Here is a 14,515-nt window from a genome sequence, read left to right as displayed (position 1 = left end):
TGCGGATCAGTTCGTCGAGCTTGGCCTTACCGGCCGGCAGCATGCCGGCGAGGTCGCCCCGATCGAATCTGAAAGTCGCGTCGGCTTGCAGCGTCATCTTCTGCGGAATCGCCGCGATTGGTGCGGCGGCCGGCGGCGGCGTGCAGGCCTCGAGCGCGGCACCGACGCCGGGCATGCTCTTTTCCACGCCATCGACCAGGCGCTTGCTCTCGTCGAAGTCACGCGTCCACGCCTCGTGGCCGGCGTGAATCAACTCGACTTCAGAGCATGCTGTCAGGCGCTGCGCTTCCTGACATTGCGGGAACAGCGGCGACGTCTTGACCGCAAGGATCTGCTTCCACAAATCCGGCCGGAGTACCGAAGCGGTCCGCAAGTCGGGATTGTCCGCTGAAAGACCCTGGCCACTTTCCAGTGCGGTGGTCAAGCGATTGGCCTGGGTCAACGCTTCTTCGACAAAACCCCAACCGTCGTGACTGGAGCGTTCATCGGCGGCCGCGTTGAGCCAACATTGCGCCTTGTCGCCAAAATAGTTGTTCTTGCGCTCACCCAGTGCGTTCAGGCGGGTCTGCACGGCGCTCAACATCGCACCGTTCTTGATGCCGCCATACGTTGCGATCCACTGCGGCGTCACGGCGCCGGCTGCCTGGCTCTGCGTCGCGCTGAACCCGTTCTGCAGAACGGTAGGGTCCTGAATCTGCAGCCGGTCACGCGTCGCGGACGACGAACATCCTGCGAGTATCGCGGCAAGCGCGATGGCAAATAACGAATACTTCATGTCTGTTTCTCATGGAAAGAGGGTCGCACGGAAACTTCCCGTGCGACCCAGACGGCTAACGTTTCGAGCCTCTAATCAAAGCCTCGCGGCCGTTGTTTAGTTGCCGAGGACGATACCGATACCAGCGCGAACGATGGTGCTATTGCCGCCCGAGGTGGACACGCCAAGGTTGTAGTTGATCGTGCCCTTCTCATTCCAGCGGGACACGCCCAGACCGACGGACTGGTAGCCGCGATAGTTGTACCACCCAGCGTCACCTTGGTTCGCGCCGTCGTGTCGTATTGCACGCCGTTGGCCGTGCCGGTCGATACTGCCGCGTTGATGGCCGACCCGACGTCGGTGTAGGTCTGACCGCCAATCGTGAAGTTCGGCTTCTTGATCGTACCGTCCGAGTTCACAGCCGCGCCGCCGCCAATGATGGAGGTCACGCCCGACAACTGGTTGACATTGACCGCGTCGGTGCCGCTCGTACCAGCCGCCACGTAGGTAATCTGGCTCTGCTTGCTCGAGCTACCCACCGACACGGCGTTAGCCCGATCCGCGACCGAGTTGTAGCCGATCGCGACGCCATTCACGGCGCTCACTGACGCATTCAGCCCCAATGCCAAACCGTTCGTGGCGGACTGGTTCACGAAGGCTGCGTACCCAAGCGCGACCGAACCGGCACTCGTGGCGCTGGCGAAGGAGCCAAGAGCCATGGTGTTGTTTGAATTCGCACGCGAGTTATAGCCGATCGCCAGCGAGTTGACCGAGTTGGCACCGACTATCGCGCTGTAACCGATTGCAGTCGAGGCCACCGACGCCACGCCAGCGCCCGTGCCGATTGCCGTGGAAGCATCGCTGCCGGCGGCGGAGCCCGAGCCTACAGCCAGCGCGCCAACACCGGTTGCAGCCGCGACCGGACCAATTGCCATTGCGTTCAGGTCGCTCGAAGCGGACGTGCTTCCGCCGCCGGTCACGTTCGAGCTCACTGCGATGTAGCTCGTCACCGGCACTGCGGCGCCCAGCAGCAAGGATTTCACACCGCTGCTTTGCTGCGTACTCTGCAGTTTTGACTGAAGCGCATTAAGCTGGGCCACCGTGGCTGCGTCGGTGTCGTTAAGACCGTTTGCCACGTGCGTGATGCGCATTTCCGCACCGCGGGCGCCAACGGACACAGTGTTGTCCGCGTCCGTGGTGGCGTTCACGCCGATCGCCGTCGAATTGTTGTACTTTGCAGTCGAGCCTGCGCCGAGCGCCAGCGAGTTGGAGCCGGTCGCCATTGCATTGCCGCCAATCGCAACGGATTCGCTGCCGCTTGCCGATGCCGCACCCGCCGATGAGACCACCTTGACGTACTTCGCCGCGCCGACCAGATCGCCGGCGGCCGTATTGAGCGCGTTCAGCGCGTCGCCAACATTGCCGTATGTCGCACCGCTGATCGTGTAACCCGGTGCCGAGACCGTGCCGTCCTTGTTGACCGTCGAGCCAGCGCCGAGTGCGGCAGCCACGCTGTTGGACACGTTGTACAACTGAGCGCCGTTCACTGCGTCGGTGCTGCCCGATGCGATCCGGCCGGCCGCCACGTTCGTCAGCGCTACCGGAGCCAAAGCACCCACGCCGCCCAGCGTAAGGCTGGTATGCGAGGACGAATCATAGACCACCGCGTCAGGCGAACCGCCGCCGCTAATCGAGGCGTTGGTAATTGCCGTGTTCATCTGCGCCAGGTTCACCGCGTCGGTATCTTGCGTACCCGCCGCGACGTTGATGATCTGGCGTTCAGCGCCGGTCGCGCCTACCGATACCGCGTTCGCACGGCCCGCTACCGAGTTGGCGCCCAGTGCGACCGAGTTGGCTGCCGACGCATTCGCTGCACCGCCGATCGCCACGGCATTCGCGCCCGTTGCCGACGAATCGGCCAGCGACGAATTCGCGTGGAAATATTTGATGCCGCCACCGTTCTGGATATTGTTGACGGTGTTGGTCACGTACGTGACGTCGCCCGCGACGTTTGCGACATTGCCGGCGACATTCGCCACGTTCGCGTTTGTCTGGTACAGCTGGCTGCCGTTTACCGCGTCCAGGCTCGATGCCGTCAGTACACCTGCCTTCAGGTTCGTGATCGTCGATCCGCTCGCGCCCTTCAGCGTGACCGAGCCCTTGGTCGAGTCGTCATAGGCAACGAAGCTGTCTGTCACCGTGCTGCTGCTGATGCTTGCTGCCACGGCCTGCAACTGCTGCAGGTTGACCGCGTCAGTGGCACTCGTACCGTTCGCCACATTGATGATCTGGCGTTCCGAACCGGTCGCGCCCACGGACACCGAGTTCGCACGGTCGGACAACGAGTTGGCACCCAGCGCCACCGAGTTGGCTGCCGTCGCGATCGCCGCACCGCCGATCGCCACCGCATTCGTACCGACTGCCGACGAATCGGCCAGCGACGAATTCGTGTGGAAGTACTTGGCGCCGCGGTTGTACAGATTCACCACAATGTCACCGACATTGCTTGCCAGCGCGCTAACGTTCTGGTTCGTCGCGTACAACTGCGCGCCGTTCACCGCGTCCGTACTCAAGGCCGACGAAATATCGCCCGGCGCCACGTTCGTGAGCTTGACCGTCGTCGTGTGGTCGGTGCCGCCGAGCGTGACCTTGTCACGCGCCGATGTGTCGTAGGTCACCACGAGCGGCGAGCCCGCAATGCCGTTGTTCACGATGTTGTTGACGACGTTCGTCACGTTGGCAAGATTGCCCGCCACGTTCGCAACGTTATTGACGACGTTCGTTACGTTCTGATTCGTCTGGTACAGCTGCGAGCCATTCACCGCATCCGTACTCCAGATGGACGAGATGTCGCCAGCCGTCAGGTTCGTGATCTTGGTGCCGCCCGCTCCCTTGAGCGTGATCTGCGTCGATGCCGAAGTGTCGTACGTCACGGCGTTGGGAGTGACCTCACCGCCCCCACCACCGCTGACGCTTGCGATCGCGGCGTTCAGCTGGTCGACGTTGACAGCGTCCGTGCCCGCGGCGCCCGCGGTCACGTTGACGATCTGTCTCGTGTACTGCGATTTTCCATCCGCCGACAGATAGCCCACCGACACAGCGTCACTGCGGCTGGCGACCGAACCGGCGCCGAGCGCAACTGAATTGGTGCCGATCGCGGAGGTGTTTGCACCGTATGCGCTGGAATTTTTGCCAATCGCCAACGACGACGGTCCGGAAGCAACGGAACTCGTGCCAATCGCTCGCGCGTCTGTAGACGGGTCGCTCGACGGAGAGTTAGCCTGGAAATACCGCGTGCGCTGATAGACCTGAGCGCCGTTCACCGCGTCCGTGCTCGTCGACGATATGTCGCCGGGCGCCAACGCGGTGATCTTGTTGCCGCTCATGTTGACATCGTTGATCATGTAGATGCCAGTCTCGGCCGCGAGCTCCAGGTGGCCATCCTGATAGCCCGTTACGCGGGCAGTGATTTGACCACTGTTGAAACCCCATGCACCGTCGGTGGAGGCCGCGTTGTTCAACGAGAACGACATGCCGTCACCGGACGCATTCCCGCCACCATAAGGAGCACAACTCATGAAACCGACGGCGCTCGACAGCGGTCCCCACGAAGACCCCAAGCCTCCTACGCCTGCGGGGCACAACTCCAGACCGCCGTTTCCGGTGACCGCCTGGGCGGCTGCCGTGCCCGGCAGCATGGCCACGCCGATTGCCATGGCAAGCGGCATGAACGCTGTTTTCAACGGGGCTCCCTGACGGCTCGCCACGTCACTCGCGGACGAGATCGTGCAGGAAGACGCAGAGCCCGAACCGCTGTGCACCTTGGCAGTCTCGGGCGCAGCCACCCACGTTCCTGAAGCGTCGTTCCAGACGCTGATATAAGACTTATTCATAAATTTCCCAGTATGACTAACGGGCCAGCCCCGCTCTTTCATGCGGTGCAAATCTAACCGTCAGCCCTATCCCTAAAAATCAGAGCACGCGAAATGCGCGTAGGAATTTTCTGAATTGGCGCAAGATAAGTCATAGCTCGCCTAATTACCGCAGCCAGCTTGAATCTGCAGTGCTTTCACTACCTATAAGCCAAGCCGTCTTCTTGCATTTCTGTGGCGTCGCCGCGACAAAACAAGCGGCTATACAGCACCGCATTTGCCTGCCGGCCCGCCTGATTCATGAATTGAAAGCCTCTTCCGGATATGCAGCTCGGCATGCGGAATTACGCCGCCAAGCCTCAGAAACTTCGCAACCCTAAGAAGTCCACAGATTCTTATACTCCGCCCCGACACCATTGCCCGTGCGTTTTGAACAGTGAATTTATATTTTCTATTTCTGTTCAAGACACGAAGGATCGCAAAACCGTGTCCAGGCATTACTCAATCATCTGTTTCACCTTTTCAATAACGAGATTATGAAAATTTCTCCAATCTGTCGCAAAAATAAGCAACTCGGTCAAGGCATGACCGAGTACATCATCATCGTCGCTCTGATCGCCGTGTCGGCAATCGGCGTGTATTCGCTGTTCGGCCAAACGCTGCGTAACCAGACCTCCGGCCTCGCGATTGAAATGTCCGGCAAGGACGCCAAGAGCAACATCTCGACGGCGCAGACCAACGCCGACACGGCGACCACCAACGCCAATCACACGAAGAACATGGGTACGTATAACGACAGCAACAACACGGGCAACTAATCTTTTCAGATTAGCCATATCCATGATGAAACGCTCTGCCCGCAAGGGCAGGGCCAGGGTCGCCGGCGCTAGCGGGCAGGCGCTGGTCCCTGCGCTGATTTTTCTTCTGGCCGGCTGTATCGGCCTCTATGTGGCATTCAACTCGTTCCAGATGACGAGCGCCAGGATCAAACTTCAGAACACTGCCGACGCCGCCGCCTATAGCGCCGCCGTATTGCAGGCGCGCGACTACAACTTCTCCGCATACACCAACCGGGCAATGATCGCCAATCAGGTCACGGCCGCCCAGGTGGTCGCACTGAAGTCGTGGATCGACGAACTCGACGCCACTTACTCGCAGTCGGAACTCGACAATGTGGTCAATTCGCTAGCGGATCATCCGGCTCAATGGAGCACGCCCAAACAACTCGGCAAGGCCGACATCGCGCCGGTGCGCGCAGCGCTGGACGCACTGCTGCCCACAGTGGCCAGGAATATCGGCTCGCTCAATCGAGCGTTGAGCGTTGCGCAGGCCAACTACCACGCGGCGGTCGTGACCACGGTCCCCGACACCGCGGAAGCGGTCGCGCAACTCAATCAACCCGACACGCACGTCACGAGCGGATATTTCACGGGTTCGCGCAACGCGGCGCAGCTCGCGGCGTGGACCTCCTACACGGCCACGGTCACTCCCGCGGGTACGCTCGGACCCAATGAATTCGCCGACGTGGTGACGGCTCCGACCACCCTCGACGGCTTCGTTAAGAACCGCAACTCCAATCGCAGCGTCGCGCCCAATTTCCAGCAACTGAACGACACGGCCATTCGCATATGCGGCAGCGCGAATAGCACGATTACCGTGAACGTCACGCATGCCGGGGGCACCCAATTACGCAGCGACAAATCCGGCTGGCAATCCATCGACGCGAGTACTGCGCAACTGAGCGTGAGCTGTTTCGGGGCCTTTGGCGACGTAGCCGGCTCAGGCGGCAGCGCCAACGGCAACATCACCAGTTTCATGACCAACCCGCCCTTTGCCGCGTGGCAAGACTGGCAAGGCTATGGCGGCTATTTCAACTTCGGTTATCAGGGTAGTCTGTCGCCGGGATGGCAAGTGCCCGAAGCGATGGCGGAGCAATTCCGCGCCGGCCCCGGCCCCTCGCTCGACCCGGCCAACGGCGGCCTGCTGCCGTATCAGGAAATGACTGGCGCAACCCTTGCCAGTGAGGCCCCACGCATCACCATCGAAGTCACGCGCAACAGCAACACGCTGGTGAAGACCATAGGTCTGCAAGGCGGTGGGCGAATGGAGCTTGCCGACAACGCGGCAGCGGGTGCCATGCGCGCGCTGTCCAGCGCCAACGCCTATTTTGTGCGACCCGATGAGACCTCCTTCGGCGGCTCGCTCATGGGCGGCCTGCTGAACAGCAGTCAATGGGCGCGCGCCGATCATGCCACCGAATATCCAAGCCTCTTCAGTCCTTACTGGCAAGCGCGGCTTGCACCGGTCAGCGCCAGTGAACGCGCAGCCGCCCAGGCGAGCCAGATCTCCGCAGCAACGCAGGCCCAGAAACCATGAAGCGAATCGACATGAGAAGCACGGCGCAGTCGGGCCAGGCGATGGTGGAGTTCCTTATTTCCATGACCATGGTCATGAGCGTGCTGTTGCTCGGCATCGCCATGCTCGGCAAATTCAACGACATCCGCAACCGAACGCTCATGGGCTCGCGTTACCTCGCATGGGAACGCACCGTGTGGTCGGACGGCGACGCCTCGAAGAATCTCGCCAGCGATCCGAGCACCACGGAAGGCTGGTCGAGCACCTATGGCGGCTCGGCCCTGGCGGCGAACAAACTGGACACCGAACTCAAGGGCGAGCTGATGCAGCGCCTGATGGCACACGACAGCTCGCCAATTTCCAGCGCCGATCTCAAGCAAAACCAACTACCCGCTTCACTGCCTGCCATGTGGAACGACTATGGTGGCAATCCGCTGCTCGCCTCGTCGTCCGATATCGCGGTCAGTACCGGCGTGGCCGCCGATCCCGCGAGTAGTCTGAACGGCACCGCGCTCTCCCAGTGGTCCGTCTCGACCGCAGCCGGCGGCCAGTATCTCGCCCACCTGAGCTTGCCAACGAGCACGATGCGATCCGGCACGCTCAGCGTCTCGGTCGGCCGGAACAGCGACGTGCTCAAGCGGTTCTGGCCGAAAGACGACCCGCTGCCGGCATTCAGCGGCCTTACGTTCTCTGACACCAATGTGCTGATCACCAACAGCTGGACGCCGGACGGCTCCGCCAGCAACAAGGCTCTGTTCAGTCAGGCCGTGCCGGCCGCCAAGGTCGCACTGGTGCCATCGAACGGCTACCAGAGTTTGCGGAAGTACGCGCCGGAGATTTCATCGCTCCAGTTCGGTGTCGTCCAGCAAGACGTCGTACCTGCAAGCCGGCTGAAACAATGAATCGACATGTCTATCACCTCGCGCGAGGCGTGTGCATCGGCAGCGCGTTGCTGTTCGTCGGCAACGCGGTGGCGGGCAATGCGTGCAACAAAACACCCGTGCAGCCGCAAAGCGTCCAGGCGATCGGGCGCGACATGATCGTGAACGGTGTGCCCACGTCGGTAGTCGGCATGCAATTCGCAGGAACAACCGAAGACGTATCCAAAGCCTTTCGCGAATTCTGGATTCTTGAAGATGTGCCGGCGAAGGGCCGTAGCAATGCCTCCGGACTGCTGCTCAGCGCGCTGGACGATCAGTGCCTGTACATACTCAGTATCCCGCCTCAAAACGAGGGCGATCACACCCGTGGACTCATGAGCGTGGTCCGCCTCGGCAGCGACCAGGCCAACCATCGGATTCCCGACTCCGCGATTCCGCTGCCCGAAGAAAGCGCGATCCTCTCGGACGTCGAAAGCCATGATCCTGACCAGACGGGACGCACCTGGCTCCTCGATATGCCGGGAGATCCGCAATGGAATGCACAACGATATCGCAACACGCTCGCCGCGCGAGGTTGGGTGAACGTTGCCCGCCAACCGGATTATCGGTCCACCGGCACCCGCGCCGCGCAAGGAACAGCATTCGCCATGCAGCACGGCGCTGACAGTGTGGATGTCAGTTTTTCGGATCGCGGCGGCAGAACGGCCGCCGTCGTCAATGCAATCAGGAATCGTTGAAATGTCAAAAGCAGAACGTCTTTCTTCCTTTGCGACGCAGCGCAGCCGGCAGCGTGGCCAGGCTTACGCGGAGTATCTCGTGGTCACCTCTGTTCTTGCCGGGGCGTTGCTGCTGGCGGATACCAACTCCATAGCGCCGTTCGCTGCTCTTGTCTCGAGCCTTAAGTCGTTCTTCAGCGCCTACAGCTTCACCCTTTCGCTTCCCTGACCCGCAACGGTCAATTTGTCATGCTTAAGAAAATAAAACTCCGCTCACTTCTCGCGAATTCATGGGTACTGCTGTTTCTCGCCGTCTTGGTTGCGGGTGGGCTCACGTTCCTCCTCTACAAATACCTCAACGACCGCGAGAAAAAACTCAAGGCGGACCTGGACGCGCACCGCGTGCGCGCAGGCGTGGTAGTCGTGGTTCCGGCGCAGGATGTTCCTGTCGGCACGCCTTTGTCCAGCGGCGACTTCGTCGCGCGCGAGATTTCCGGCGATCTGGTCTATGACGACACGATCCGCGCGGACAACTTCGACCAATACCGCACGTCGCATCTCGTGAAACCGGTACGCCGCGGCCTGCCTTTGCGCGCCGGCGACATCGACGCGTTGCGTGGCCGCGATTTTTCCGACGTCCTGCGACCCGGTACGCGCGCGCTCACGGTGGAAATCGACACGGTCAACTCCACGGCTCTGTTGCTTCGTCCCGGCAATCGTGTCGACGTGTACTGGGTCGGCAAGGTCTTCCATCAGGATCGCGCCTCGGATGAAAAGAAAGTGGCGCAACTGGTCATGCCCAACGTGCTGGTTCTCGCGACCGGCGAGGACATGCGCCCGCGCGACGCGGGCGAGGCCGCCCAGCAGGATCAGGCGAACGCCAACAGCAGCGCCATGAGCCGGCAGGCGGGCATGGGCTACACCACGGTCACGCTGGAAGTGCCGGTAGACGACGTCCCGCGCGTCGCCCTTGCGCAGAAGATCGGCGGTTTGCGACTGATCTTGCGCAATTCGGACGACAAAGGCGCCGACGGCCCGTCCCTGGTTCAGGAAAGCGACGTGTTCATCGACCCGGCCCGCGGACGCGTCACCGGCGGCACGGGCCCCGCGCCCCAAACGGTCGAAGTGATTTCGGGCGGCGGTGCGAATAGCACTAACGTGCTCGTCTCCCAAGGCCCACCGAGCGCATCCGCCCAGCAACCGCAGGCGGCCGCGCCGGCCGATGCAGGCCAGCCGGCGCCCGCTTCGCCGCAGCGTCAGCCGAGCCTGTATGAGCAGGCCAACGCCATTGCCCAACAACTGCAGAAGGCCGCTGCGCCCGGCACGTCGAAGCAGAACTAAAGTACTGAGCCCAGGTTTCACACCATGAAAGTCAAAAACAATGCGGCGCAATGGCGCCGCCGGGTCCTGCCGTCTGTCCTCGCCGGCATGTTGTTGTGCGAGGCCGCCCCGGCGGCGCTCGCCCAGACAGGGTCAACCGCAGCCATGGACAGCGCGTCGGCGAGCACCCGTGTGCTCGAAATGTTTCGTGGCGAAGTGCGCATCCTGCATATTCCCGGCACGATCAAGCGCATTGCCATCGGCAACGGCAAGCTGCTGACCGCGAATGTAGTCGACGGCAGCCTGATGCTGCTCGGCGAGCAGGACGGCATCACGTCGCTCGTGGTGTGGAACGACAAGGGCATTGCGTTGCAGACCACGGTGCGCATCGCCAAAGCGGAAGTGAACGCTTCGCTGGAACAGTTGCGGGCCGTGCTCAAGTCCGTCGCGGGGCTGCGTATCGACGCAATCGGTTCGAATATCGTGCTGTCGGGCGTCGTTCACCGCGACATGGCGGGCATCGTCAAGGCGGCCACGCAAGAGATGAAGAACGTGGTCGACACGACCACGGTCGACGAAGGCGACGCGTTGCGCAAGACCGTCCACTTCAAGGTGCAGATCATGGAAGTGACCCGCACCGGCCAGCGCAATCTCGGTATTGCGTGGGACAGCGCCTTCAAGGGTCCACAGATCGGCGGCGCCGCGAGCGTCGCAACGGGCGCCGCCAAAGCCATCACGGCGGGCACGAGCTACTTTCTTGCCGGCATCGCTTCGAACATCACCTCGCAAATCAACTTCGCGGTGGAGAACGGCGACGCGTACGTTCTCGCCGCGCCCGAGCTCAATACGAAGAGCGGCGGGACGGCGAGCTTTCTGGCGGGCGGCCAGGTGCCGATTCCGCAGTCGGGCGCGCTCGGCACGACCAGCATTGAATACAAGGACTACGGTATCAAGCTGAGCATCGTTCCCGTTGTCGACGCGAACAACATCATCTCCGCGCATCTCACCACGGAGATCAGTCAGATCGACCCCTCGGTGACATACGCCGGCATGCCAGGCTTCCTGACACGCAACACGAGTTCCGACATTTCCATGCGGGCCGGCGAGACGCTGGCCATTTCCGGGCTGGTCAGCGCGGACGCCGCCAACGATTCCAATGGCATGCCCTTTCTCAGCCAGGTGCCGATCATCGGGCAGCTGTTCCGCTCGGACAGCTTCCGTGCGAAGAAAAGCGATCTCGTGATTTTCGTGACGCCGGTCATTTCGGATCCCGATCTTTCGCCCAATACGGATTTGCTCGCGCGTGCCGATAAGCTCGACGAAAACTTCCGCAAAGAGTATGGCAATACCGACCCGCTTGTCGCGGACGACGACAAGGCGAAACATGTCACCACGCCGCGTCAGCCGATCGGGGCCACGCCCGCGCTTCTTCCCACGCCTATCCGCAGCACGCCGCAAGTACCGGCGATGCCGCAGGCGAGCGCATCAGTCGGGGCTGGCGTTGAAGGTCCAGCGCAGATGCAGGTTCCGGTGTCACGTCAAACACCAGCCCGGATTTCGTCGCAGATCCCAGCACCGGCAACGGAACAAGTCCCGGCTCAGGCTCCGGCCAAGACACAGGCCGAGACACAGGCCGCCAGCGCGCCGGCTCAACTGCCGCCGCCACAGCCGCCGGCCAGCATGCCGCCAGCCGGCGTCGCCGAAGCGCTGCGTATGTTGAACGACACGCAGCAGCATCCGCAAGCCGTGCCGACACATGACGCCGTGCAACCCGCTTCGAACGGCAAGGTGCCGCAGCAGCAAATCGGCGTGCTCGGCACGTCGAACAACTGAACGGACTTCGCGGAGAAGCATCATGCTCAATCTTCAGGTACACGCGCGAAATGCGCCCGTTCGCGCACTACAGGTCGAACAGGGTTGCACGATCGGCAAGGACGCGAGCTGCGACGTGATCGTCAAGGGCATGCTGATCGGCAAGCTGCAGGCGCGCATCGTCAGAGAACACAACGCTTATTACATCGAAGACCAGGGCGGCATCGCGGCCACGCTCGTCAACGGTTCGCCGATCACCCGTTATGGCCCGTTGACCGAGGCGGATCAGATTGAAATCGGCGTGACGACGATCAGGATCGTTCGTGCCGCGGTCGCGACGCCGCCAGCGCATCAAGTGGTTGAGCAAGGGCAACAGGCGCAGCAGCCGGTTGCGGCGGGTCATGCCGACCAGAGCGCGCCGCCAGCCCCGTTGCCGCTGCAAGCTCATGCATTGGCGCATAGGGAGCCCTCGTTTGCCGTTACGGCTCCGGTGTCTTCGTCGTCACAGCCTTCTTATGCGCACAACGTCGCGACCGCCGGCCAACCCACGCCCGCGCGGCACGAGAGTCTACCTACGCCGAAGCAGCCCGCAGCCGAAGCCCCGCTGCGCATGCAACCCGCCCAGGCGAAGAAGACCGCCGCGGCGGCGTTGCCGGTTGCGCCGATCAACAGTCCGCTCGGTATCGAACTGCGCAAACAGGCGCACATGAAGGTGATCGCGGCACTCGACCTGCGTCGCCTGAATGTTGCGCGTATGGAAGAGGACGAATTGCGTAAGACTGTCGGCGCGGCGCTCGACGACATTCTGAATCACGACCCCAGCTTTCGGACAGCGGACATTCCGCTCGCCGACCTGAAGAAGAGTGTGTTCGATGAAATCATCGGACTCGGGCCGCTTGAGGAACTGATCGCCGATCCGACGGTGTCGGAAATCATGGTCAATTGCCACGACGAGATTTTCATCGAGCAGAACGGCCAGCTCACCCGTTCGCCCGTGATCTTCACCGACGACCGCGCGGTGCTCGGCGCAATCGAACGGATCGTCGCGCCTATCGGCCGCCGTATCGACGAAAGCTCGCCAATGGTCGACGCCCGGCTCGCCGACGGCTCACGGGTCAACGCCGTGATTCCTCCGCTCGCGCTGAAAGGCCCCAGCATCACGATCCGGAAGTTCTCCAGGCAGAAACTCGGCGGCGAAGACCTGATCAGGTTCGGCTCGATGTCGGCCAGCATGCTGGAGTTCCTGCACACGGCCGTCAAGCAGGGCGCCAACATTGTCATTTCGGGCGGCACGGGCTCGGGCAAGACCACCTTGCTGAACGTGCTGTCGAGCTACATTCCCGACGACGAGCGCATCGTCACCGTGGAAGACGCCGCGGAACTTCAACTCTCGCAACCGAACCTCGTCTCGCTCGAAGCGCGCCCCGCGAACATGGAGGGCAAAGGCGCCGTCCCGATACGCGATCTGGTGAAAAACTGCCTGCGGATGCGTCCGGACCGGATCGTGATCGGCGAGTGCCGCGGCGGCGAAGCGCTGGACATGTTGCAGGCCATGAACACGGGCCACGACGGTTCGCTCACCACCGCCCACGCGAACACGCCGCGCGACTGTATTGCGCGTCTCGAAGTGATGACGCTCATGGCGGGTCTCGATCTTCCGGTGCAGGCCATTCGCGAACAGATCTGCTCCGCTGTCGACATCATCGTGCAACAGTCGCGGTTCTCCTGCGGCTCGCGCCGCGTCACGCACGTCACCGAAGTAAGTGGCATGGAATCGGGCGTCATCACGTTGCAAGACGTGTTCGTGTTCAAGGAGGAAGGTTTCAGCGAGCACGGCAAGATTCAGGGCAAATTCGTCCCCACGGCCTATGTGCCCGATTTCTATCAGGAGCTGATTCGCAGGCGCATCCCGGTGAATACCGACATCTTCACGCGCGCCGAATGAGCGCTTCGTCATGAGCCTTCCCATTATTCTTGCGCTGGCGTTCTTCAGCACCCTGTTCCTGATATTTCTGCTCTCGCGCATGGGCACGTCCACTATCAGGGCCGGCTCTCGCCAGATGGCGGGCGAAATCGAGTCGTCGCTCGCCGACGCCTTCGTGTTCGTCAACCGCCAGAAAGCCGCGACGTGGAGCATGGTTGTCATGGTCGGCTTGCCGGCCATTGTCTTGGTGTTCAGCCATAGCATCCTGTTGGCGCTGGCGTCGGTGCCACTCGCCATGATGCTGCCGAAGAAGTACTTCAAGCGCATGCGCAAGAAGCGGATCGAAGCGCTGGAAAAACAGCTGCCAGATGCGCTGCTGATGATGTCCGGCGCGCTGCGTGCCGGCGCGAGCTTTCCCTCCGCGCTCGAGGCAGTCGTCTACGAGACGACGCCGCCTATTTCCCAGGAATTCGACCTGTTGATGCGGGAAATCCGTCTCGGCATCGATCTCGACATCGCCATGCGCAACCTCGAAAAGCGCATGCCGATTCCCGACTTGCTGATGATGACCGCGGCCGTCACGATCGCGCGTGAAGTGGGCGGCAATCTCGCTGAGGCGCTCGAGTCCGTTGCGCGCACCTTGCGCGAGAAGCTGCAGATGGAAGGCAAGATCAGGGCACTGACATCGCAAGGCCGCATGCAAGGCATCGTGATGACCTGTCTGCCGCTCTTCCTGATGCTGGTATTGCGCTTCATGGAAGCCAAGGCCATGGCGCCGCTTTTCAACGAGCCGGTCGGCTGGGCCACGTTGGCGGTCATCGGGGTGATGGAGCTCCTCGGCTACATCTGGATTACCAAGATCACCAACATCGACGTGTGAC

General features: G+C 62.0%; 10 protein-coding genes and 2 pseudogenes. 9 read left to right on the top strand and 3 right to left on the bottom strand.

All coding sequences use genetic code 11. The annotated features are described in order from the left end of the window. The 3 genes and pseudogenes from P0D70_RS15145 to P0D70_RS15135 all read right to left on the bottom strand — a co-directional run. A partial coding sequence (locus P0D70_RS15145) for an OmpA family protein (protein ID WP_408185090.1) occupies positions 1-775 on the bottom strand: 775 nt, incomplete at its 3' end. A gap of 71 nt (positions 776-846) precedes the next feature. Then, positions 847-2,064: pseudogene (locus tag P0D70_RS37105) on the bottom strand (YadA family autotransporter adhesin); the annotation flags it as partial. A gap of 138 nt (positions 2,065-2,202) precedes the next feature. Beyond that, positions 2,203-4,647, bottom strand: a pseudogene (locus tag P0D70_RS15135) (ESPR-type extended signal peptide-containing protein); the annotation flags it as partial. A gap of 515 nt (positions 4,648-5,162) precedes the next feature. Here P0D70_RS15135 and P0D70_RS15130 point away from each other — a divergent pair. Genes P0D70_RS15130 through P0D70_RS15090 form a run of 9 tightly spaced genes read left to right on the top strand, consistent with a single transcriptional unit; the run spans position 5,163 to position 14,514 of the window. Further along, positions 5,163-5,444 carry a Flp family type IVb pilin gene (locus P0D70_RS15130; RefSeq protein ID WP_091809009.1) on the top strand — a complete coding sequence of 94 codons (282 nt, stop codon included), beginning with the start codon at positions 5,163-5,165 and terminating at the stop codon, positions 5,442-5,444. A gap of 25 nt (positions 5,445-5,469) precedes the next feature. Further along, positions 5,470-7,002, top strand: a complete 1,533-nt coding sequence (locus P0D70_RS15125) for a pilus assembly protein TadG-related protein (protein ID WP_408185095.1) — start codon at positions 5,470-5,472, stop codon at positions 7,000-7,002. Beyond that, positions 6,999-7,883: a hypothetical protein gene (locus tag P0D70_RS15120; protein ID WP_091804930.1), complete on the top strand. Its 885-nt coding sequence runs from the start codon at positions 6,999-7,001 to the stop codon at positions 7,881-7,883. The genes P0D70_RS15125 and P0D70_RS15120 overlap by 4 nt, the downstream gene beginning before the upstream one ends. Positions 7,884-7,930: 47 nt before the next feature. Continuing rightward, positions 7,931-8,599, top strand: coding sequence for a hypothetical protein (locus tag P0D70_RS15115; protein ID WP_408185089.1), 669 nt, complete (start codon positions 7,931-7,933; stop codon positions 8,597-8,599). A gap of 1 nt (position 8,600) precedes the next feature. Next, entirely contained in the window at positions 8,601-8,807 is a 207-nt protein-coding gene (locus P0D70_RS15110; RefSeq protein WP_091804936.1) for a hypothetical protein, read from the top strand. Between the two features lie 20 nt (positions 8,808-8,827). Continuing rightward, the gene (gene cpaB / locus P0D70_RS15105; RefSeq protein WP_408185088.1) at positions 8,828-9,919 is read left to right on the top strand and encodes a Flp pilus assembly protein CpaB; all 1,092 of its coding nucleotides are present in this window, start codon (positions 8,828-8,830) and stop codon (positions 9,917-9,919) included. A 24-nt stretch (positions 9,920-9,943) separates the two neighbouring features. Beyond that, positions 9,944-11,731 carry a type II and III secretion system protein family protein gene (locus P0D70_RS15100; protein ID WP_408185087.1) on the top strand — a complete coding sequence of 596 codons (1,788 nt, stop codon included), beginning with the start codon at positions 9,944-9,946 and terminating at the stop codon, positions 11,729-11,731. A 22-nt stretch (positions 11,732-11,753) separates the two neighbouring features. Continuing rightward, on the top strand, positions 11,754-13,655 hold the full coding sequence (locus tag P0D70_RS15095; RefSeq protein ID WP_408185086.1) for a TadA family conjugal transfer-associated ATPase: 1,902 nt from the start codon (positions 11,754-11,756) through the stop codon (positions 13,653-13,655). A 10-nt stretch (positions 13,656-13,665) separates the two neighbouring features. Further along, complete coding sequence (locus P0D70_RS15090; RefSeq protein WP_091804949.1) at positions 13,666-14,514, top strand: type II secretion system F family protein; 849 nt, start codon at positions 13,666-13,668, stop codon at positions 14,512-14,514. The last annotated feature ends 1 nt before the right edge of the window (position 14,515 follow it).

This window comes from Paraburkholderia sp. RL17-381-BIF-C, assembly GCF_046026435.1.
In the GTDB taxonomy this organism is placed as follows: Bacteria; Pseudomonadota; Gammaproteobacteria; order Burkholderiales; family Burkholderiaceae; genus Paraburkholderia.
The sequence above is the reverse complement of the archived record's forward strand: the minus strand, read 5'-3'. Positions and strand labels throughout refer to the sequence as shown.

Excerpts from the sequence above, each read along its gene's own strand:
- P0D70_RS15100 (WP_408185087.1), top strand. The coding sequence starts at position 9,944 with ATGAAAGTCAAAAACAATGCGGCGCAATGGCGCCGCCGGGTCCTGCCG.
- P0D70_RS15120 (WP_091804930.1), top strand. The coding sequence starts at position 6,999 with ATGAAGCGAATCGACATGAGAAGCACGGCGCAGTCGGGCCAGGCGATG.
- P0D70_RS15130 (WP_091809009.1), top strand. The coding sequence starts at position 5,163 with ATGAAAATTTCTCCAATCTGTCGCAAAAATAAGCAACTCGGTCAAGGC.
- P0D70_RS15125 (WP_408185095.1), top strand. The coding sequence starts at position 5,470 with ATGAAACGCTCTGCCCGCAAGGGCAGGGCCAGGGTCGCCGGCGCTAGC.
- P0D70_RS15095 (WP_408185086.1), top strand. The coding sequence starts at position 11,754 with ATGCTCAATCTTCAGGTACACGCGCGAAATGCGCCCGTTCGCGCACTA.
- P0D70_RS15090 (WP_091804949.1), top strand. The coding sequence starts at position 13,666 with ATGAGCCTTCCCATTATTCTTGCGCTGGCGTTCTTCAGCACCCTGTTC.
- P0D70_RS15110 (WP_091804936.1), top strand. The coding sequence starts at position 8,601 with ATGTCAAAAGCAGAACGTCTTTCTTCCTTTGCGACGCAGCGCAGCCGG.
- cpaB (WP_408185088.1), top strand. The coding sequence starts at position 8,828 with ATGCTTAAGAAAATAAAACTCCGCTCACTTCTCGCGAATTCATGGGTA.